The sequence below is a fragment of the Streptomyces sp. NBC_00887 genome, from assembly GCF_045207585.1.
Genome location: NZ_CP108788.1, coordinates 4,367,426 through 4,388,808, shown reverse-complemented (window position 1 = coordinate 4,388,808; position 21,383 = coordinate 4,367,426). Strand labels below are relative to the sequence as shown.

General features: G+C 69.8%; 16 protein-coding genes. 13 read left to right on the top strand and 3 right to left on the bottom strand.

The window, feature by feature from the left end; translation table 11 throughout:
* The first annotated feature begins 70 nt into the window (after positions 1-70).
* The 5 genes from OG844_RS19860 to OG844_RS19840 all read left to right on the top strand — a co-directional run bounded on the left by OG844_RS19860 (position 71) and on the right by OG844_RS19840 (position 6,106).
* Positions 71-1,927 carry an acetolactate synthase large subunit gene (locus tag OG844_RS19860; RefSeq protein WP_406391958.1) on the top strand — a complete coding sequence of 619 codons (1,857 nt, stop codon included), beginning with the start codon at positions 71-73 and terminating at the stop codon, positions 1,925-1,927.
* A 21-nt stretch (positions 1,928-1,948) separates the two neighbouring features.
* Positions 1,949-2,476 carry an acetolactate synthase small subunit gene (ilvN, locus tag OG844_RS19855; RefSeq protein WP_104789338.1) on the top strand — a complete coding sequence of 176 codons (528 nt, stop codon included), beginning with the start codon at positions 1,949-1,951 and terminating at the stop codon, positions 2,474-2,476.
* A 106-nt stretch (positions 2,477-2,582) separates the two neighbouring features.
* Entirely contained in the window at positions 2,583-3,581 is a 999-nt protein-coding gene (ilvC, locus tag OG844_RS19850) for a ketol-acid reductoisomerase (protein ID WP_329207115.1), read from the top strand.
* A 301-nt stretch (positions 3,582-3,882) separates the two neighbouring features.
* A complete protein-coding gene (gene serA, locus OG844_RS19845; protein WP_406391956.1) occupies positions 3,883-5,475 on the top strand; it encodes a phosphoglycerate dehydrogenase in 1,593 nt (530 codons plus the stop codon).
* Positions 5,476-5,683: 208 nt separating this feature from the next.
* Positions 5,684-6,106 (top strand): MTH938/NDUFAF3 family protein, encoded by a 423-nt coding sequence (locus OG844_RS19840; protein WP_406391954.1) that lies wholly within the window; start codon positions 5,684-5,686, stop codon positions 6,104-6,106.
* Positions 6,107-6,172: 66 nt separating this feature from the next.
* Here the strand turns inward: OG844_RS19840 and OG844_RS19835 are convergent, their stop codons facing one another.
* Complete coding sequence (locus tag OG844_RS19835) at positions 6,173-7,312, bottom strand: PucR family transcriptional regulator (protein WP_406391953.1); 1,140 nt, start codon at positions 7,310-7,312, stop codon at positions 6,173-6,175.
* Between the two features lie 180 nt (positions 7,313-7,492).
* Between OG844_RS19835 and OG844_RS19830 the strand changes: the two genes are divergently transcribed.
* Both OG844_RS19830 and pruA read left to right on the top strand, forming a co-directional pair.
* Complete coding sequence (locus OG844_RS19830; RefSeq protein WP_406391951.1) at positions 7,493-8,419, top strand: proline dehydrogenase family protein; 927 nt, start codon at positions 7,493-7,495, stop codon at positions 8,417-8,419.
* A gap of 45 nt (positions 8,420-8,464) precedes the next feature.
* The gene (pruA, locus tag OG844_RS19825; protein ID WP_406391949.1) at positions 8,465-10,096 is read left to right on the top strand and encodes an L-glutamate gamma-semialdehyde dehydrogenase; all 1,632 of its coding nucleotides are present in this window, start codon (positions 8,465-8,467) and stop codon (positions 10,094-10,096) included.
* Between the two features lie 102 nt (positions 10,097-10,198).
* Here the strand turns inward: pruA and OG844_RS19820 are convergent, their stop codons facing one another.
* Positions 10,199-12,496: a glycoside hydrolase family 3 N-terminal domain-containing protein gene (locus OG844_RS19820; RefSeq protein ID WP_406391947.1), complete on the bottom strand. Its 2,298-nt coding sequence runs from the start codon at positions 12,494-12,496 to the stop codon at positions 10,199-10,201.
* A 137-nt stretch (positions 12,497-12,633) separates the two neighbouring features.
* Between OG844_RS19820 and OG844_RS19815 the strand changes: the two genes are divergently transcribed.
* The 5 genes from OG844_RS19815 to cimA all read left to right on the top strand — a co-directional run bounded on the left by OG844_RS19815 (position 12,634) and on the right by cimA (position 18,221).
* Positions 12,634-13,233, top strand: a complete 600-nt coding sequence (locus OG844_RS19815) for a TetR/AcrR family transcriptional regulator (RefSeq protein WP_406391945.1) — start codon at positions 12,634-12,636, stop codon at positions 13,231-13,233.
* A gap of 287 nt (positions 13,234-13,520) precedes the next feature.
* Positions 13,521-13,649: a hypothetical protein gene (locus OG844_RS19810; RefSeq protein ID WP_327114238.1), complete on the top strand. Its 129-nt coding sequence runs from the start codon at positions 13,521-13,523 to the stop codon at positions 13,647-13,649.
* Between the two features lie 116 nt (positions 13,650-13,765).
* Positions 13,766-14,809: a 3-isopropylmalate dehydrogenase gene (locus OG844_RS19805; protein ID WP_329207101.1), complete on the top strand. Its 1,044-nt coding sequence runs from the start codon at positions 13,766-13,768 to the stop codon at positions 14,807-14,809.
* A gap of 267 nt (positions 14,810-15,076) precedes the next feature.
* Positions 15,077-16,180 carry a branched-chain amino acid aminotransferase gene (locus tag OG844_RS19800; RefSeq protein ID WP_406391943.1) on the top strand — a complete coding sequence of 368 codons (1,104 nt, stop codon included), beginning with the start codon at positions 15,077-15,079 and terminating at the stop codon, positions 16,178-16,180.
* 433 nt (positions 16,181-16,613) lie between these two features.
* Entirely contained in the window at positions 16,614-18,221 is a 1,608-nt protein-coding gene (gene cimA / locus OG844_RS19795) for a citramalate synthase (RefSeq protein WP_406391941.1), read from the top strand.
* Between the two features lie 9 nt (positions 18,222-18,230).
* Here the strand turns inward: cimA and OG844_RS19790 are convergent, their stop codons facing one another.
* Entirely contained in the window at positions 18,231-20,099 is a 1,869-nt protein-coding gene (locus OG844_RS19790) for a ricin-type beta-trefoil lectin domain protein (protein WP_406391939.1), read from the bottom strand.
* 302 nt (positions 20,100-20,401) lie between these two features.
* Between OG844_RS19790 and OG844_RS19785 the strand changes: the two genes are divergently transcribed.
* Positions 20,402-21,376, top strand: coding sequence for a LacI family DNA-binding transcriptional regulator (locus OG844_RS19785; RefSeq protein WP_356424225.1), 975 nt, complete (start codon positions 20,402-20,404; stop codon positions 21,374-21,376).
* Positions 21,377-21,383 lie beyond the last annotated feature (7 nt).

Below are 21,383 nucleotides of genomic sequence, written 5' to 3'. Positions count from 1 at the left end.
TTTTTTGTTGCACCGGTACCACTCAAAACCCCACAAACACGCCGCATAAACCCTCAGCTTCGAGAAGAGAATGCCGATGACCGAGCAGGCCACCGGGGCCCACCACCCGCAGCCGCGGGCCCGTAACGGCGGACCGTCCTCCGCCACCGTTGAGCACCTCACGGGCGCGCAGTCCCTCATCCGCTCTCTCGAGGAAGTCGGGGCCGACACCGTATTCGGCCTCCCTGGCGGTTGCATCCTCCCGGCGTACGACCCGCTGATGGACTCCACCCGGGTCCGCCACATCCTGGTCCGCCACGAGCAGGGTGCCGGCCACGCGGCCACCGGTTACGCACAGGCCACCGGCAAGGTCGGTGTCTGCATGGTCACTTCGGGCCCGGGTGCCACCAACCTGGTCACCCCGATCGCCGACGCGGCCATGGATTCGGTGCCCATGGTCGCGATCACCGGCCAGGTGGCCTCCGCCGCCATCGGTACGGACGCCTTCCAGGAAGCCGACATCTGCGGCATCACCATGCCGATCACCAAGCACAACTTCCTGGTCACCCGTGCCGAGGACATCGCGCACACGATCGCCGAGGCCTTCCACATCGCCTCCACCGGCCGCCCGGGACCGGTCCTCGTCGACATCGCCAAGGACGCGCTGCAGGCGAAGACGACCTTCAGCTGGCCACCGTCGCTGGACCTGCCCGGCTATCGCCCGGTCACCAAGCCGCACGCCAAGCAGATCCGTGAGGCCGCCAAGCTCATCACCCAGGCCAAGCGGCCGGTGCTGTACGTCGGAGGCGGCGTCATGAAGGCCGGCGCGACCGCCGAGCTGAAGGTCCTGGCAGAGCTCACGGGAGCCCCCGTCACCACCACGCTGATGGCGCTCGGCTCCTTCCCCGACAGCCACCCGCTGCACGTGGGAATGCCCGGCATGCACGGTGCGGTCACCGCCGTCACCGCACTGCAGAAGGCCGACCTGATCGTCGCGCTCGGGGCCAGGTTCGACGACCGCGTGACCGGCAAGCTGGACAGCTTCGCCCCGTTCGCCAAGATCGTCCACGCCGACATCGACCCGGCCGAGATCGGCAAGAACCGCGCTGCCGACGTGCCGATCGTCGGTGACGCCCGCGAGGTCATCGCCGACCTCGTCCAGGCGGTCCAGGCGGAGCACACCGAGGGCAACACCGGCGACTACGCCGCCTGGTGGAAGGACCTCAACCGGTGGCGTGACACCTATCCGGTCGGCTACGACCTGCCGGAGGACGGCAGCCTCTCGCCGCAGCAGGTCATCGAGCGCATCGGTCAGCTCGCCCCCGAAGGCACGATCTTCGCCGCGGGCGTCGGCCAGCACCAGATGTGGGCCTCGCACTTCATCAACTACGAGCAGCCCTCCACCTGGCTGAACTCCGGCGGTGCCGGGACGATGGGGTACGCGGTTCCGGCCGCGATGGGCGCCAAGGCCGGGATGCCGGACCGTGCCGTCTGGGCGATCGACGGCGACGGCTGCTTCCAGATGACCAATCAGGAACTCACCACCTGCGCGCTCAACAACATCCCGATCAAGGTCGCGATCATCAACAACGGCGCGCTCGGGATGGTCCGCCAGTGGCAGACCCTGTTCTACAACCAGCGGTACTCCAACACCGTGCTGCACTCCGGCGCGGACACGGACGGCGCCCCGGCGAAGGGCACCCGGGTGCCGGACTTCGTCAAGCTGTCCGAGGCCATGGGCTGCTACGCGATCCGCTGCGAGGACCCGGCCGACCTGGACAAGGTCATCGCCGAGGCCAACGCGATCAACGACCGTCCCGTCGTCATCGACTTCATCGTCCACGAGGACGCCATGGTGTGGCCGATGGTCGCCGCCGGCACCTCCAACGACGAGGTCATGGCAGCCCGCGGTGTCCGCCCCGACTTCGGCGACAACGAAGACGACTGAGAGACAGAGAGAGACGACTCCATGTCCACCAAGCACACGCTCTCCGTCCTGGTCGAGAACAAGCCAGGTGTCCTCGCCCGGATCACTGCCCTGTTCTCCCGGCGCGGCTTCAACATCGACTCGCTCGCGGTCGGTACCACCGAACATCCCGACATCTCCCGCATCACCATCGTGGTGAATGTCGAGGGCCTGCCCCTGGAGCAGGTGACCAAGCAGCTCAACAAGCTGGTCAACGTCCTGAAGATCGTCGAACTCGAGCCCTCCGCCGCGATCCAGCGGGAGCTCGTCCTGGTGAAGGTCCGAGCCGACAACGAGACCCGCTCCCAGATCGTCGAGATCGTCCAGCTGTTCCGCGCCAAGACCGTCGACGTCTCGCCCGAGGCCGTCACGATCGAGGCGACCGGGGGCGCCGACAAGCTGGAAGCCATGCTCAAGATGCTGGAGCAGTTCGGCATCAAGGAGCTCGTCCAGTCCGGCACCATCGCCATAGGGCGCGGCGCGCGCTCGATCACCGACCGTTCACTGCGCGCACTCGACCGCACGGCGTAATCATTCAGGGGCCGCCTCGCCGCTCGCATGGCGAGACCCGACAACGTATCTGACGCACCCCGCCGTACGGTGGGACGCAACACCTGCACACCAAGGAGAAGACCCAGTGGCCGAGCTGTTCTACGACGACGATGCCGACCTGTCCATCATCCAGGGCCGTAAGGTCGCGGTCATCGGATACGGCAGCCAGGGCCACGCCCACGCGCTGTCGCTGCGCGACTCGGGTGTCGACGTCCGAGTCGGTCTGCACGAGGGTTCGAAGTCCAAGGCCAAGGCCGAGGAGCAGGGCCTGCGCGTGGTGACCCCCGCCGAGGCGTCCGCCGAGGCCGACGTCATCATGATCCTCGTCCCGGACCCGATCCAGGCCCAGGTCTACGAGGAGTCCATCAAGGACAACCTCAAGGACGGCGACGCGCTGTTCTTCGGCCACGGCCTGAACATCCGCTTCGACTTCATCAAGCCGCCGGCCGGCGTCGACGTCTGCATGGTCGCCCCGAAGGGCCCGGGCCACCTGGTCCGCCGTCAGTACGAAGAGGGCCGCGGCGTTCCGTGCATCGTGGCCGTCGAGCAGGACGCCACGGGCAAGGGCCTGGCGCTCGCCCTCTCCTACGCGAAGGGCATCGGCGGCACCCGCGCCGGCGTCATCAAGACGACCTTCACCGAGGAGACCGAGACCGACCTCTTCGGCGAGCAGGCCGTCCTCTGCGGTGGCACCGCCGCTCTGGTCAAGGCCGGTTTCGAGACCCTGACCGAGGCCGGCTACCAGCCGGAGATCGCGTACTTCGAGTGCCTGCACGAGCTGAAGCTCATCGTGGACCTGATGTACGAGGGCGGCCTGGAGAAGATGCGCTGGTCCATCTCGGAGACCGCCGAGTGGGGCGACTACGTCACCGGCCCGCGCATCATCACCGACGCCACCAAGGCCGAGATGAAGAAGGTCCTCACCGAGATCCAGGACGGCACCTTCGCCAAGGCCTGGATGGCGGAGTACCACAACGGTCTGCCCAAGTACAACGAGTACAAGAAGGCCGACAGCGACCACCTGCTGGAGACCACCGGCAAGGAGCTGCGCAAGCTCATGAGCTGGGTCGACAACGAGGCCTGAGCCTCTTGCCCGAGGGGCGGGTCCGCACGGACCCGCCCCTCGGCGCACGGCCTGTCCCACGCCCCGTGTCACTGCGGGGGAGGGGCGGTGGCAGGAGACGGCACCGTACGTCTGTACAGGCCGTCCACCTCGTGCGGGTGATCCTTCCACCAGGGCGCAGATCGCGTCCGGCCGCATGACTACACTTCTCAACACATACACGCGTCAGGGCCCACAGTGTCGTGCGTCTTCCACGCGGCTAGCCCCTCCACCGCCTGCGGCCGTCGGGACGGCCGTCCGCACTGGACATGTGAGGACACACGTGAGCTCGAAACCTGTCGTACTCATCGCTGAAGAGCTGTCGCCCGCCACGGTCGACGCTCTGGGTCCGGATTTCGAGATCCGGCACTGCAACGGCGCGGACCGCGCCGAACTCCTCCCCGCGATCGCCGATGTCGACGCGATCCTGGTGCGCTCCGCCACCAAGGTCGACGCCGAGGCCATCGCCGCCGCGAAGAAGCTCAGGGTCGTCGCCCGTGCCGGCGTCGGTCTGGACAACGTCGACGTCTCCTCGGCCACCAAGGCCGGCGTGATGGTCGTCAACGCGCCGACCTCCAACATCGTCACGGCCGCCGAGCTCGCCTGCGGTCTGCTGGTCGCCACCGCGCGCAACATCCCGCAGGCCAACACCGCCCTGAAGAACGGCGAGTGGAAGCGTTCGAAGTACACGGGCGTCGAGCTCAGCGAGAAGGTTCTCGGCGTCGTGGGCCTCGGCCGCATCGGCGTGCTCGTCGCGCAGCGCATGTCCGCGTTCGGCATGAAGATCGTCGCGTACGACCCCTACGTGCAGCCCGCGCGTGCCGCGCAGATGGGCGTCAAGCTCCTCGCCCTGGACGAGCTGCTCGAGGTCGCCGACTTCATCACGGTGCACCTCCCCAAGACCCCCGAGACGCTCGGCCTCATCGGCGACGACGCGCTGCACAAGGTCAAGCCCTCGGTGCGGATCGTCAACGCCGCGCGCGGCGGCATCGTCGACGAGGAGGCGCTCGCCTCCGCCCTCAAGGAGGGTCGGGTCGCCGGCGCCGGTCTGGACGTGTACACGAAGGAGCCCTGCACGGACTCCCCGCTGTTCCAGTTCGACCAGGTCGTCTGCACCCCGCACCTCGGCGCTTCCACCGACGAGGCGCAGGAGAAGGCGGGCATCGCGGTCGCCAAGTCCGTCCGCCTCGCGCTCGCCGGTGAGCTCGTGCCGGACGCGGTCAACGTCCAGGGCGGCGTGATCGCCGAGGACGTACGTCCCGGACTGCCGCTCGCCGAGAAGCTCGGCCGCATCTTCACCGCCCTCGCGGGCGAGGTCGCGGCCCGTCTCGACGTCGAGGTCTACGGCGAGATCACGCAGCACGACGTGAAGGTGCTCGAACTCTCCGCGCTCAAGGGCGTGTTCGAGGATGTCGTCGACGAGACGGTGTCCTACGTCAACGCCCCGCTCTTCGCGCAGGAGCGCGGTGTCGAGGTCCGCCTCACCACCAGCTCCGAGTCGCCGGACCACCGCAACGTGGTGACCGTCCGCGGCACCCTGTCCAGCGGCGAGGAGGTCGCGGTCTCCGGCACGCTGGCCGGCCCCAAGCACCTCCAGAAGATCGTCGCCATCGGCGAGCACGACGTGGACCTGGCGCTCGCCGACCACATGGTCGTCCTGCGGTACGAGGACCGTCCCGGCGTCGTCGGCGCGGTCGGCAAGATCCTCGGCGAGGCCGGGCTGAACATCGCGGGCATGCAGGTCTCGCGGGCGGACGTGGGCGGCGAGGCGCTCGTCGTGCTCACCGTCGACGACGACGTCCCGCAGTCGGTCCTGACCGAGATCGCGGACGAGATCGGCGCCACCTCGGCCCGTTCGGTGAACCTCACGGACTGAACCGCCCCCTCGCTACGGCCGCGCCCGGCGGGCAGATTCCGATCTGCCCGCCGGGCGCGGCCGTTCGCGTGTCCGGGTGGCCGTCTCTCCGGTTCCTCTCGGCCCGCCCTTCACGGCTCCGCCGGTGGCGTGGCCGGCGGCCGGGCCGGTGCGGCCTCCGGCGGAGAACTGCTGGGGGTGACTCGCCGAGGGTGCGATGATCACCCGCATGACCGGCATCCACGCCATCCACGGCCCTGCGCAGTCGACGCGTTCACCTCGGATGGCTCGCCTGGAGTGGGGCCTGATGGAGATCGAAGGCCTCGCCCCCGGCAAGGACTTCGCCCCCGGCAAGGACTTCGTCCTGTATCCGGGCGGCGGACACCCTTGGGACCGGGCCCGGCACGGCACCCGGCACATCCCGGGGATCCAGCCCGGGGACGTCCAGGAGCTTCTCGGGCGAGGCGTCGAGGTCGTCGTCCTCGGCCTGGGTATGGAGCGGCGGCTGCAGGTCGCCCCACCGGCCCGCGAACTGCTCCGGGAGTCCGGGGCAGAAGTGCACATGGACGAGGCCCGGGCAGCCGTCGAGGTCTACCACGCGCTGACCGCCGAGGACCGGCCCGTGGGCGGCCTCTTCCACTCGACCTGCTGAGGCCGGGCACACGGCCGCGACCGCCGACCGGCGGCGCCCCCGGCGTGATCGCCGGGTGCCCAGGACTCACAGCCGCGCCGCCTTCAGCGACATGTGCAGCAGCAGCCGGTCCTCGCCGTCGTTCAGGTCGAGCCCGGTGAGCTCCTGGACCCGGGCGAGGCGGTAGTAGAGCGTCTGGCGGTGGATGCCCAGCTCCGCCGCCGTCCGGCTCGCCTGGCCCGCGCAGTCGAGGAACACCTCGGCGGTGCGGGCCAGTTCCGCGTGCGGCGGGGTCAGCAGGGTGCGGACCGTGTGGTCCGGGTCGGAGTCCCGGTCCGGGGGCAGCGAGGCCAGCAGCCGGTACGGGCCGATGGCCCGCCAGTCGGCGACCGGACCGAAGCGGGATTCCGCCGAGGCCGCGCGGGCCGCTGACAGGGCCTCGTGCCAGGAGTCGGCCAGTTCCGCCAGACCCCGGCGGGCGACCGCGATCCCACCCGTGGCGGTGGCCCCCGCAGTGGCGCGCAGGCGGTCAGCGGCCGTCGTCGCCGGGTCCAGGGTGTCGGGGGAGCGCAGCCGTACCAGCGCGGCCAGCGCCAGCGTGCCCGCCACGGCGACCGGGGCGAGGGCCGCCGCGGAGGGCACCGTACGGACCGAGGGTGCCTCTTCCCGCCACGGGGTCACGCACACCACGGTGTGCAGCCCGTCCGCGTCCGGGCCCAGCGCCTCGTGCAGCGCCGCCACCGCCATGTCGCGCTGCCATCCCCGCCCCGCCGCGAGCACCGCGCCGAACTCCCGGGACAGGTCGGCGCCCGCCCGCACCTCGTCGGAGAGCAGCCCCCCGATCCGGTCCGCCACCTCCATCGCCGCCGTCAGCTGGTCGGAGGTCGGGCGGGGGTCGGCGTCGAGCAGCCATACGTATCCGAGTACGACACCCCGATGGCGTACCGGAAGGCAGATCCGGTCCCGGAACACTCCGGCCTCCGGGGCGGCCGGGATGCGGACCGGGCCGGTCGCGCGTGCGATGCCGAAGCCCTCGAACCAGGCACGGACCGCGGGGGTGGAGCGCCGGGTGAGGATCGAGCGCGTACGGACGGGGTCCATCGCCGTGTCGTCGTCGCTGTCGTGGGCCCCGAAGGCCACCAGGCCGAAGTCCCGGTTCTCCAGGGTCGCGGGGGCGCCGAGCAGCGCGGAGATCTCGTCGACCAGCTCCTGGTAATCGCCCTTCACCCGCCCAGTCTCGCACCTCTTCAGACATATGTCTGAAGTAGTGGCCACAGATGCGTGACAGGTGTCGATGGCACACGATCGGAAGGCTCCTTAGATTTCACGGTGGTTCTCCGTGCCGTCCCGGTCTGTTCCCATGCGTACCGGTACGGCCCTCGTTCGTATATTCCGTGGAGGTGCCCCGTGCTGGGTCCCGTGATTCTCGCCGCGTCCCGCAGCGACAAGATGCGTCGTTTCATCTCGGCCGCCCCGGGCACCAAGCAGGTCGTCGCCCGGTTCATCGCCGGTGAGGCCGTCGACCAGGTCGTCCAGGTGGTCCAGGACTCGGCCGACCACGGCCTCGAGGTCACCCTGGACGTCGTGGGTGAGGACATCACCACCCCCGAGCAGGCCTCTGCCGCGCGCGACGCCTACCTGGAGCTGATCGGCCGCCTCGAGCAGCTCGGGCTCGGCACCAAGGCGGAGATGTCGGTCAAGCTGTCGATGTTCGGCCAGTCCCTCGACGGCGGCCACGAGCTGGCGCTCGCCAACATCCGGCCGGTCGTCGAGGCCGCCGCCGCGATCGGCACCACGGTCACGCTGGACGCCGAGGACCACACCACCCTCGACTCGATGTTCGCCATCCACGAGGAGCTGCGGAAGGACTTCCCGCAGACCGGCTGCGTGATCCAGGCCTACCTGTTCCGCACCGAGGACGACGCCCGCCGCCTCGCCGACGCCGGCAGCCGGGTCCGTCTGGTGAAGGGCGCGTACAAGGAGCCCGCCTCCGTCGCGTACCAGCAGAAGCCGGAGATCGACAAGGCGTTCGTCCGGATCCTGAAGATCCTCATGGTGGGCGACGGCTACCCGATGATCGGCTCCCACGACCCGCGTCTCATCGCGATCGGCCAGGAGCTCGCCCGCCAGGCCGGGCGCAAACTGGACGAGTACGAGTTCCAGATGCTGTACGGCATCCGCAGCGACGAGCAGATCCGGCTCGCGGCCGAGGGCCACCGGATGCGCGTCTACACGGCGTACGGCACCGACTGGTACGGCTACTTCATGCGCCGCCTCGCGGAGAAGCCGGCCAACCTGCTGTTCTTCGCCCGCTCCATCCTCACCAAGGGCTGACCTGCCCGGCCGACCACCCACCCCAACCAAGGAGACAAGGCACTCATGGACGCTGTCACCCAGGTCCCCGCGCCGGTCAACGAGCCGGTCCACTCCTACGCCCCGGGTTCCCCCGAGCGGGCCCGCCTCGAGACGAAGCTCAAGGAGCTCGCCGAGAACCCCATCGACCTGCCGATGACCATCGGCGGCGAGAAGAGGATGGGTGGCGGCGAGCGCTTCGACGTCGTACAGCCGCACAACCACAAGGCCGTCATCGGCACCTTCGCCGGCGCCACGGAGCAGGACGCCCAGGACGCGATCGACGCCGCCCTCGCCGCCGCCCCGGCCTGGCGCGCGATGTCCTTCGACGACCGCGCCGCGATCATCCTGCGCGCCGCCGAGCTGCTGTCCGGCCCCTGGCGCGAGACGCTGGCCGCGTCCACGATGCTCGGCCAGTCCAAGACCGCCCAGCAGGCCGAGATCGACTGCCCCTGCGAGCTCGTCGACTTCTGGCGCTTCAACGTGCACTACGCCCGCCAGATCCTCGCCGAGCAGCCCCCGGCGAACTCTCCCGGCGTGTGGAACCGCATGGACCACCGCCCGCTCGAGGGCTTCGTCTACGCGATCACGCCCTTCAACTTCACCGCCATCGCGGGCAACCTGCCCACCGCGCCCGCCCTCATGGGCAACGTCGTGGTGTGGAAGCCGTCCCCGACGCAGACCCACGCCGCCGTGCTGCTGATGCAGCTCCTGGAAGAGGCAGGTCTGCCCAAGGGCGTCATCAACCTGGTCACGGGCGACGGCAAGGCCGTCTCCGAGGTGGCGCTGAACCACCGCGACCTGGCCGGCATCCACTTCACCGGCTCGACCCCGACCTTCCAGCACCTGTGGAAGACGGTCGGCAACAACATCGCCAATTACCGCACCTACCCGCGGCTCGTCGGCGAGACCGGTGGCAAGGACTTCGTCGTCGCGCACCCGAGTGCCGACCGCGCCGTCCTGAAGACCGCGCTGACCCGTGGCTCCTTCGAGTACCAGGGCCAGAAGTGCTCCGCGTCCTCCCGTGCGTACGTCCCGGCCTCCATCTGGAACTCCGGTTTCAAGGAGGAGTTCGCGGCCGAGGTCGACTCCATCACCCAGGGTGACGTCACCGACCTGTCGCACTTCATCGGTGCCGTCATCGACGAGCGCTCGTTCGCGAAGAACAAGGCCGCGATCGACCGGGCGAAGGCCGACCCGACCTGCACGATCGTCGCGGGCGGTACGTACGACGACTCCGTCGGCTACTTCGTCCGCCCGACCGTCATCGTGTGCGACGACCCGGCCAACGAGGTCTTCACGACCGAGTACTTCGGCCCGATCCTCGCGGTGCACGTCTACGAGGACGAGAAGTACGACGCCATGCTGGAGCAGATGGAGTCGGTCTCCGACTACGCCCTCACCGGCGCCGTCATCTCCAACGACCGTGCGGCGGCCGCGTACACGATGGACAAGCTCCGCTACGCCGCGGGCAACTTCTACATCAACGACAAGTCGACCGGAGCCGTCGTCGGCCAGCAGCCCTTCGGTGGCGGCCGTGCCTCGGGCACCAACGACAAGGCGGGGGCCCCGCAGAACCTGCAGCGCTGGACACTGACCCGCGCCATCAAGGAGACGCTGGTCCCGCCGACCGACTACACCTACCCCCACCAGGGCTGACGCCCTCCGGGGCGCCCACTGCGGCGCCCCGCCCCGTACACCGCCTCCCGACCGGCCCCCCTGCCGGCCGGGAGGCGGTTTCCATTTCCCGGCGCCGTGGTCTCAGTCCTTCACGGTGAAGCCCGCCCGCAGGAGGGCGTCCTCGCGCGAGGACGGGCCGACGAGCAGCTCGAAGTCGCCCGGCTCGACGACGCGGGCGCCCTCGGCGTCCACGAGCGTGCACGCGGCGACGGGCAGCTCGACGAGCACCTCGCGCGATTCGCCCGGGGCGAGCTCCACCTGCCGGTACGCCTTCAGCTCCTTCTCGGCCCAGGTCACCGAGGTCACCGTGTCGCTCACGTACACCTGCACGGTCTCCCGCACGGGCCGGTCACCGGTGTTGCTGACCGTGACCCGCGCCTGCACCGTGTCGGACGCGCCGACGCTCGTCGTGAGCACCTCCAGATCCGCGTACGAGACGGTCGTGTAGCTCAGGCCCTCTCCGAACACGAACTCGGGACTCTGGGTGAGATCGGCGTACCGCGTGCCGTGCTGGCCGCGGATCTGGTTGTAGTACGTCGGCTGCTGGCCCGCATGCCGGGCGAAGGAGACAGGCAGCCGCCCCGAGGGCTCGATGAGGCCGAGCACCAGCTCGGCCACGGCACGGCCGCCCTGCATGCCCGGGTTGAAGGCGTGCACGATCGCCGCCGCACCGAGCGCGGACGGCGGCAGGACCAGCGGCTTGGAGCTGATGACGACGACGACCAGCGGCTTGCCGGTCGCGGCGAGGGCGTCGAGCAGCGCGACCTGGTCGCCGACCAGCTCCAGGGTCGCGGTCGAGCGCCCCTCGCCGACCAGCTCGATGCGGTCGCCCACGACCGCGACGACGTGGTCGGCCGCCTCGGCGGCGGCCACCGCCTCGGCGACGAGGGCGGCGGAGGGTTGTGCCGGGACGACGACATGGGGCCGCGGCTGTCCGTCGGGGAAGAACTCCCCGTCCGGGTCGGGGCCCACCGTGAGGATCTCGGCGCCACGGGCGTACGAGACGGTCCAGCTCCCGGGGGCGTGCTCCCGGAACCCGTCGAGCACCGTACGGATCATTCCGCGCGGGTGGCCGTCCGGCAGCCAGTCCGCCTGGCCCGAGGAGCCCGCCCAGTCGCCGAGCTGGGTCTGCGCGTCGTCGGCGTTGGGCCCGATCACGGCGACCGTGCGCGGAGCCGAGCCGGGGGCGGCGAGAGCGCGGCCGTCCGGGTCCGCCTCGAAGCCTCCTGCCAGCGGCAGGGTGCCGTCGTTGGTGAGCAGGACCAGCGAGCGGCGGGCGGCCTCCAGGTTGAGCACGGCGTGCTCGGCGCTGCCGATGACCGCGGCCTGGCGGTCGGCGTCGGGGTGGCGCGGGTTCTCGAACAGGCCGAGCTCGAACTTCAGCGTCAGAATGCGCCGCACCGCCGCGTCGATCTCCGCCTCGTCGAGGGTGCCCCGGGCGACCGCCTCCTGCGCGCCCTCGAAGAACTTCGGCGTCGCCATCACCATGTCGTTGCCGGCGCGGACCGCCGCGGCGGCGGCCTGGGCGTAGTCGGCGTGGATCCGCTGCTCCCACACCATGCGGCCGACGTTGTCCCAGTCGGTCACCAGGGTGCCGGTGTAGCCCCACTCGCCGCGCAGCACCTCGTTCAGCAGCCAGTTGTTCACCGTGACCGGCACACCGTCCATGGACTGGTAGCCGAGCATGAAGGTGCGGCAGCCCTCCCGGGCGACCCGCTCGAACGGGGGGAGGAACCAGGAGCGCAGCTTGCGCCGCGAGATGTCGGCCTCGCTCGCGTCGCGGCCGCCCTGCGTCTCGGAGTAGCCCGCGAAGTGCTTGGCGCACGCCAGGATCGCCGTCGGGTCGGTGAGGCCCTCGCCCTGGTAGCCGCGCACCATCGCCGAGGCGAGCTCGCCGATGAGGAAGGGGTCCTCGCCGAAGGTCTCGCTGACCCGGCCCCAGCGCAGATCGCGCGTGATGCAGAGCACCGGGGAGAACGTCCAGTGGACCCCGCTCGCCGCGACCTCCACGGCGGTCGCCCTGGCGATGCGCTGTACGAGCTCCGGGTCCCACGTCGCGGCCATGCCGAGCTGGGTCGGATAGATCGTGGCCCCCTCCCAGAAGGAGTGCCCGTGGATGCAGTCCTCGGCGACCAGCAGCGGGATGCGCAGCCGGGTGCCCTCGGTGAGCGCCGCCGCTTCGAGGACGCGGTCGGGCGAGGCGTGGAGGATCGAACCCGCGTGCAGGTCCTCGATGAGGTGCCGCACCCCGTCCTTGGCGTTCAGCTGGAGCATCTGGCCGGTCTTCTCCGCCAGCGTCATGCGGCCGAGGAGGTCACCGACCCGCTCCGCGACGGACAGCGCGGGGTCGAGGTAGGGCGGGGTGGGTGTGGGGGACACGAGGGGGTCCTTTCGCGACGCGGTTCGGGTTCACCATAGAGTGAATACCGACCACCTGGTAAGTAACTACAGGTGTGCGAATCCGATCGTCGATTCCGGCCGGCCAGAACCGGCCGCAAGGACCGGGGAGGTGGCACGTGACCGCTGAAGTGCGGCGTGGTTACGCGAAAGGCCGCGCGAAGCGACGCGAGATCCTCGACCAGGCCATGTCCCTGTTCGGCGAGGCCGGGTACCGGGGCGCGTCGCTGCGGGTCATCGCGACCCGGTGCGGAATTTCGCACACCGGTCTGATGCACCACTTCCCGACCAAGGAGTACCTGCTGCTCGCGGTTCTCGAGCACCGCGACGAAGTGGACGGCGAATGGCTCTCGTCCTCCGTGGCCACCGGCGTCGACCGGCTCCGCAGGTTCGTCGATCTGGCCGAGCTGAACGCCACGCGCCGCGGGATCGTCGAGCTGTTCACGGTGGTCTCCGCGGAGGCGACCTCGGCCGAGCACCCGGCCCACGGCTACTTCGTACGGCGGTACAGGGATTCGGTGTCGGGGGCGGAGGACGCCTACGCCCAGGTGCGCGAGGAGGGCGCGCTGCGCGAGGGCATCGACCCCGCGGCTGCCGGACAGCAGCTGATCGCCCTGATGGACGGGCTCCAGGTGCAGTGGCTCCTGGCCGACGGCGGGACGGACATGGCGGGCGTCCTGCGCGCCCATGTCCGGGCGCAGCTCACCGTGCCCTTCTGAGGCTGCCCGCAGGGGCGCCCGTAGCACGTTCCGCTCGTGCGCCCGTCTCAGATAGTAGGAAGTCCGAGTATCTGTAGAGACAGATGGGCCGGGCTGTCCTAACTTTGTAGAAGCCGAACGACTCGCACGATCCAGCGACTGGCGGTCGCGAGCACGTGCCCCGAAGCAGGCAACCCCTGCGGCACCTCTCCCCGCCCCTTCCGGCGCCTCGAAATCCTGATCTCGACATCACGTTTTCCCGAAGTCCCGATCTCGAAATCCACGCGATCTCAAGGAGTCGATCCACCATGGCCGAGACCACTGTCCGCCGCGTCCGTCACACCTCCCGCCCGGCCGACTCGGACCGGAAGAATGCCGCTGCCGCTCTGCAGCGGGCCCTCGACCGCCGTGACAACGGCGGCTCCACCGGCCACTGACGGCCCTTGGTCCGCCCTCCGTCCCGTGCTCGGTGCAGGCCCGGTCCATCCGCGCCAGGTGTCCGTATCGTGGACACCGGATGTCATTGGGTGGGACGGAGGGCTAGGGTGCCGTCATGTCTCGCAGCCTCAATCTCGCAGTGATCCCCGGCGACGGTATCGGCCAGGAGGTCGTCACCCAGGGCCTCAAGGTCCTCAACGCTGTTCTCCCGCAGGATGTGAAGCTGGAGACCAAGGAGTACGACCTCGGCGCCCAGCGCTGGCACCGCACCGGTGAAACCCTCCCGGACGCGGAGCTGGAGGCCCTCAAGGGCCACGACGCCATCCTGCTCGGCGCCATCGGGGACCCCTCCGTGCCGTCGGGCGTACTGGAGCGCGGGCTGCTGCTGAAACTGCGCTTCGAGTTCGACCACTACATCAACCTGCGGCCGTCGAAGCTCTTCCCGAACACCGCCACGCCGCTGGCCGGCCGCCCCGAGATCGACTTCGTCGTCGTCCGCGAGGGCACCGAGGGTCCCTACACGGGCAACGGCGGTTCCCTGCGCACCGGTACGGAGCACGAGGTCGCCACCGAGGTCAGCGTCAACACGGCCTACGGCGTCGAGCGCGTCGTCCGGGACGCCTTCGCGCGTGCCGCCGCCCGCCCGCGCAAGAAGCTGACGCTGGTCCACAAGAACAACGTCCTCGTGTACGCGGGCCACCTGTGGAAGAACACCTTCGACAAGGTCGCGGCCGAGTACCCCGAGATCACCACCGACTACCTGCACGTCGACGCCGCGACGATCTTCTTCGTCACCCAGCCGGAGCGCTTCGACGTCATCGTCACCGACAACCTCTTCGGTGACATCCTCACGGACCTCGCCGCGGCCGTCACCGGCGGTATCGGCCTGGCCGCGTCCGGCAACATCAACCCGACGGGCGCGTTCCCGTCGATGTTCGAGCCGGTCCACGGCACTGCCCCCGACATCGCGGGCCAGGGCAAGGCCGACCCGACCGCCACGATCCTGTCCGTCGCCCTCCTGCTGCGCCACCTCGGCCACGAGGCCGAGGCCGTGCGCATCGAGGAGGCCGTCTCCGCCGACCTCGCGGAGCGCGACGGGAAGACGGCGCGCACCACCGACGAGATCGGTGACGCGCTCGCGGTACGCGTAGCGAGCTGACCCGACGCTTCCACTTCGAAGCCGCCGGGTCGCATCCGCACCCGGCGGCTTCACCTTGCGGTCACCGGGTGCCACCATCGACCCCGGACCGCAATCACGTCACCGCAAGCCCCTCATTTCGTGCACGGCCACCCGCGAGAGATAATCGAACGCGGGGCCGCGGCTTGCGGGAGAGCTCGGACGTCCTACAACCTGTCTGACATGTCGGACGGGGAGCGGGCGTGAGCGCGGTCCATCACACACAAGACCGGTGAAGGACACGCACTCATGACGACGCCCACGATCGAGCTCAAGCCCTCCTCGAACCCGCTGTCCGACGCGGAGCGCGAGGCGATCCTGGCCAGCCCCGGATTCGGCCGCCACTTCACCGATCACATGGTGACGATCAGCTGGACCGAGGGCCGCGGCTGGCACGACGCCCAGCTCGTCCCGTACGGACCGCTGTCCATCGACCCCGCCAACATGACCCTGCACTACGCGCAGGAGATCTTCGAGGGTCTCAAGGCCTACCGCCAGAGCGACGGAACGGTCGCCACGTTCCGCCCGGAGGCCAACGCCGCGCGCTTCCAGCGGTCCGCAGCCCGGCTCGCCATGCCCGAGCTGCCGGCCGAGACGTTCCTCGCGGCGTGCGACGCCCTGGTCCAGCAGGACAAGGGCTGGGTTCCGGCGCACGGCGGCGAGGAGTCCCTCTACCTGCGTCCGTTCATGATCGCTTCCGAGGTCGGTCTGGGTGTGAGGCCCGCCAACTCGTACCTCTTCCTCGTCATCGCCTCGCCCGCCGGCGCCTACTTCCCCGGTGGCGTGAAGCCGGTCTCCATCTGGCTCTCCCAGGACCGGGTGCGTGCCGTCCCCGGCGGCGTGGGCGACGCCAAGACCGGCGGCAACTACGCCGCCTCCCTCCTCGCCCAGGCCGAGGCCGCCGCGAAGGGCTGCGACCAGGTCGCCTACCTCGACGCCGTCGAGCACAAGTGGGTCGAGGAACTGGGCGGCATGAACCTCTACTTCGTGTACGACCAGGAGGACGGCGGCAAGCGGATCGTCACCCCCTCCCTCACCGGCTCGCTCCTCGCCGGCGTCACGCGTGACTCGCTCCTCACCGTCGCCCGGGACCTCGGTTACGCCTCCGAGGAGGGCCGCGTCTCCATCGACCAGTGGCGGGACGACACGGCGAACGGCACCCTGACCGAGGTGTTCGCCTGCGGCACCGCCGCCGTCATCACGCCCGTCGGCACCGTGAAGTCCGCGGACGGCGAGTGGATCCAGGGCGACGGCACGCCCGGCGAGGTCACCCTCAGACTGCGCGAGCGCCTCCTGGACATCCAGCGCGGCATCGCCGAGGACACCCACGGCTGGATGCACCCCCTCGGCTAGGGCGCCCCGGCTGTACGCAGGAGTGGCCGCCGCCCCGCAAAGGGCGCGGCCACTCGTGCGTTCCTCCTCGCGCACCGGGCGCGGCCACTCGGGCGTTCCTCCCCGCGCAGCGCCCGATTCCCCTTCGGTGCGGCGGACGTCACGACCGCATCCTGAGACGGGGCGGGGCACGAACGGGGTGCTGTGCAAGACTGCGTGCGTGTCCTCGTTCGCCATGATTATCGGCAGCAGGCGCGCCGGTCCGCAGTGACCGTCCCGTACCACCTCGTACGGCACGGCCATCGTGCCCCAGACCCGCGCGCAGACCTCTCGCACCCGCGAGGGGTTTTTTCGTTTTCCGGCCCCCACCACGGCCGGGGCGAGGCACGCGAGATGATGGGGGCAAGTGGAGCCGATTCGTCCGGATCCGCTCACCCGACAGGAGTCAGACAGCATGACCACCAAGGCCACGGCCCCCGACGACAGTTTCCATGTCTTCGACACCACCCTGCGCGACGGTGCGCAGCGTGAAGGCATCAACCTGACGGTCGCGGACAAGCTGACCATCGCCCGGCATCTGGACGACTTCGGTGTGGGCTTCATCGAGGGCGGCTGGCCGGGTGCCAACCCCCGCGACACCGAGTTCTTCGCCCGCGCGCAGCAGGAGATCGAGTTCCGGCACGCCCAGCTCGTCGCGTTCGGCGCCACCCGCAGAGCCGGCGGCAAGGCCGCCGAGGACCCTCAGGTCCAGGCACTCCTCGCGTCGGGCGCCCCGGTGATCACGCTGGTCGCCAAGTCCCATGACCGACATGTGGAACTGGCCCTGCGCACCACCCTCGAGGAGAACCTGGAGATGGTCAGCGACACCGTCTCCCACCTCCGCGAACAGGGCCGCCGGGTCTTCGTCGACTGCGAGCACTTCTTCGACGGCTACCGCGCCAACCCCGAGTACGCCAAGTCGGTCGTGCGCACCGCCTACGAGGCCGGCGCCGACGTGGTCATCCTCTGCGACACCAACGGCGGCATGCTCCCCGCGCAGGTCCAGGCTGTCGTCGCCACCGTCCTCGCCGACACCGGGGCCCGCCTCGGTATCCACGCCCAGGACGACACCGGCTGCGCGGTCGCCAACACCCTTGCCGCCGTGGACGCGGGCGCCACCCACGTGCAGTGCACCGCCAACGGCTACGGCGAGCGGGTCGGCAACGCCAACCTCTTCCCCGTCGTGGCCGCGCTGGAACTCAAGTACGGCAAGACCGTCCTGCCCGCGGGCGCGCTCGCCGACATGACCCGCATCTCGCACGCCATCGCCGAGGTCGTCAACCTCACCCCCTCCACCCACCAGCCCTACGTGGGTGTCTCGGCCTTCGCGCACAAGGCCGGGCTGCACGCCTCCGCGATCAAGGTCGACCCGGACCTGTACCAGCACATCGATCCGGAACTGGTGGGTAACACCATGCGGATGCTCGTCTCCGACATGGCGGGCCGTGCGTCCATCGAGCTCAAGGGCAAGGAGCTCGGGATCGACCTGGGCGGCGACCGCGCGCTCGTGGGACGGGTCGTCGAGCGGGTCAAGGAGCACGAACTCAAGGGCTACACCTACGAGGCGGCCGACGCGTCCTTCGAGCTGCTGCTGCGTGCGGAGGTCGAAGGCAGGCCCCGCCGCTACTTCCGCGTCGAGTCCTGGCGGGCGATCGTCGAGGACCGTCCCGACGGCACCCACGCCAACGAGGCGACCGTGAAGCTCTGGGCGAAGGGCGAGCGGATCGTCGCCACGGCCGAGGGCAACGGCCCCGTCAACGCCCTGGACCGGGCGCTGCGCGTCGGCCTGGAGCGGATCTACCCGCAGCTGGCCAAGCTGGAACTGGTCGACTACAAGGTCCGCATCCTTGAGGGCCGCACCGGCACCGAATCCACCACCCGGGTGCTGATCACCACGGGCGACGGATCCGGCGACTGGGCGACGGTCGGCGTGGCCGAGAACGTCATCGCCGCGTCCTGGCAGGCCCTGGAGGACGCGTACACCTACGGCCTGCTGCGGGCCGGCGTCGAGCCCACCGACTAGGACAGGTCCCTACTGGAGCCGCCACTTCTGGTTGGCGGCTCCGGTGCAGGTCCAGATCTGGGTGACGGTGCCGTTCGCCGAGGACCGGCCGGTCACGTCGAGGCACTTGTCCGCGGCCGTGTTCACCACGTCCCCGGTCGAGGAGTTGTACGTCCAGCGCTGCGCTCCCGACCCGTTGCAGGTGTACAGCTGGACCTTTGCTCCGTCGTTCGTCGCCCCCGAGGTCACGTCCAGGCAGGCACCCAGGACCTTGACGGAACCGTCGCCCGAGACCGTCCAGCGCTGGTTGGCCGCACCGGTGCAGTCCCAGATCTGGACGGGCGTGCCGTTCGCCCCGGTGTTGCCGGTGGCGTCCAGGCACTTGCCCCCGATGCCGGTGAGGGCTCCCGAGCTTCCGGAGGAGCCGGACTGGGTGCCCGCCCAGGTGAACGTCGCCGAGGTGCGGCCGGGCAGCGAGTAGGTGAACTTCTGCCCGCCCCAGTTGACCGTGACCTGCTGCGCCGACGTCGAACCGTTGTAGGCGATCAGGGCCTTGGAGCCGTCCGGGTTGCGCCAGGCCACGTTGGGCACGGTGGAGCTCGCGGTGGAGGAGATGCGGGCGGCGCCCGGCCGGACGTACTTCGTCAGGTGGCCCATCGTGTAGTACTCGACGGTGTAGTCGACCTGGCCGTGCCTGCTGTCCCCGTTGTGCACGGTGACCAGCCCGTCGCAGGTGCCGCAACCGCCGTTGTGCGGACCGCGGTTCTGGTCCACGGCGAGCGACCACTTGGTCACCGACTTCGCCCAGTTGCGGGTGTAGTCGATGATGTTGAGCATGTCCTCGCGCTGCTGGTCGGCGATCCAGGTGCCGCCCGAGTGCTCGGTCTGGAAGGCGTCCAGCCCCGGGTACTGGTTGTGCACGGAGGTCTGCTTGCCGATGTCTCCGCCGTAGCCGTGCCAGGCGATCCCGCCGAAGTTGGGGTGGCTGCGCACCGCGGCGTCGTCGACCGTCGCGGCGGCGTACGCGTCGTAGGTGTCCCAGTTCCAGTCGTGGGCCAGCACCTTGGTGGCGAGGCCGGCGGACTGGAGCTTGGGCAGCAGCTCGCTCTTGGTGAAGTACGCGAGCCCCGAGCCGTTCCAGCTCATCGAGGGGTAGCCGGAGCAGCACGTCGGCTCGTTCTGCGCGGTGACGTAGTCGACCGGGATGCCCTGGTCGCGGTAGGCCTGGAGGTACTTCACGAAGTAGTCGGCGTACGCGCCGTAGTTCTCGGCCTTCAGCCAGCCCCCGTTCAGCTGCCCGTTGTCCTTCATCCACGCCGGCGCGGTCCACGGGGACGCGACCGTCGTGAGGGCCGGGTTGAGCTGTTTGGCCTGCCTGGTGAGCGGCAGCACGTCCTGCAGATCGTGTGCGATCGAGAAGTTGTGGAGGTTCGGGTCCGTCTGCCCGGCCGGCATGTCGTCGTACGTGTAGCCGAACCGCGCCAGGTCGGAACCGCCCATCGGATTGCGTACGAACGAGAGCCCGATCCCGTCGGTGGGGGAGAACAGCTTCTTCATCGTCTCGTCGCGGGTCGCCTGACTCAGCGCGCCGCTGCCCTTCATCAGCCACGCCGCCGTGTCCGTGAACGAGGCGCCGCCGCCGGTGAAGGTCTGGTACCGGGTGTTCTCGTCGACCGTGATGTTCGTGCCCGAGCCGCCGTTGCCCGCGCCGAAGGCGACGGGTGTCTGCGCCTGGAGGCCGCGGGTCACATGGCGGCCGCCGGAGTCGTCCGTCGTGGTCAGCACGATGTTCACGGTCTCGCCGGCCGCCTGCGCGGTACCGGAGGAGAGCCCGGCCAGGCCTGCGGTCGCGAGCGCCGTGGCGACGATGACTCTCGCCGCTCTGTTTGTTCGGATCATGGGCTGCTGCCTTTCTCGGCAGGGGCGTGGGGGAAGTGCCGTCGATCGAGGCGTGAGTGAACTGCTCTTACGTGTTCGCGTCAAGAGGCAGGAGCATTCAAGAAGTGAACGAATGGCCTGTCGGACCTGCTTCGACGATGGGTACGGACCAATCTCGGTGTGAAGTATTGACGGCCCTGTTCCGGCGGGGTTAACTCCAGCCGCAACGCCGGTACCGGTTCCGGTACCGGTTGCGGAACCGGTACCGAAGTCGTGGTCCACCGCTTGCCCTGCCCTGTCCTGCCTTGTCCCCGGAGGCCCCGTTGCGTGTCACCATCGCCGATGTCGCCCGTGAGGCCGGCGTCAGCAAGACGACCGTGTCCCGGGTCATCAACACCAAGGGCGAGGTCGACGGTTCAACGGCGGCCCGTGTTCGTGAAGTGATCGCCAACCTCGGCTATGTGCCCAGCTCGGGCGCCGTCGGACTGGCCCGCGGCAGCAGCCGCACGGTCGGGATGCTGGTGCCCTCGCTGACCTGGCCGTGGATGGGCGAAGTGCTCCAGGGCGTCGTCGACACGGTGGAGGCCGCCGACTACGGACTGCTGCTCTTCACCTGCAACCGGGGTGCCGAGTCCGTGGAGCGCTTCACCAGCCAGGTGTCGGCGCGCGCCTTCGACGGACTCGTCGTCGTCGAACCGGAGAACACCCTGGCCCACCTCACCGAGCTGCACCGGTCCGGCCTGCCGATCGTGCTCATCGACGATCGCGGCCACCACCCCGAATTTCCCTCCGTCGTGACCACCAACCACGAGGGAGGCGCGTCCGCCGCCCGCCATCTGCAGGCAGCCGGACGCACCAGGCCCCTGGTCCTCACCGGACCCGAGCACTTCGGCTGCGTACGCGACCGGCTCGCGGGGTTCCGGTCGGTCCTGCCCACCGATCTGGTCGTGAGCGGAGACTTCACCGAACGCTGCGGCCGACTGGCGGTGGAACAACTCCTCGCCTCCGGCACGGAGTTCGACTCGGTCTTCGCCCACAACGACATCAGTGCCGCAGGCGTCCTGCGGGCCCTGCGGGCCGCGGGACGCCGCGTGCCGGAAGACATCGCCGTGGTCGGCTTCGACGACATCCCGATGGCCGAACACACCGAACCGCCTCTCACCACCGTGCACCAGCCCACCCGGCAGATGGGCGAGACGGCGGCGCGGCTGCTGCTCTCCCACCTCGGCGGCACCGCCGTACCGGACGGACCGGTCGTGCTGCCCACCGAACTGGTCGTGCGCCAGTCGGCGCCGTGACGGGCAG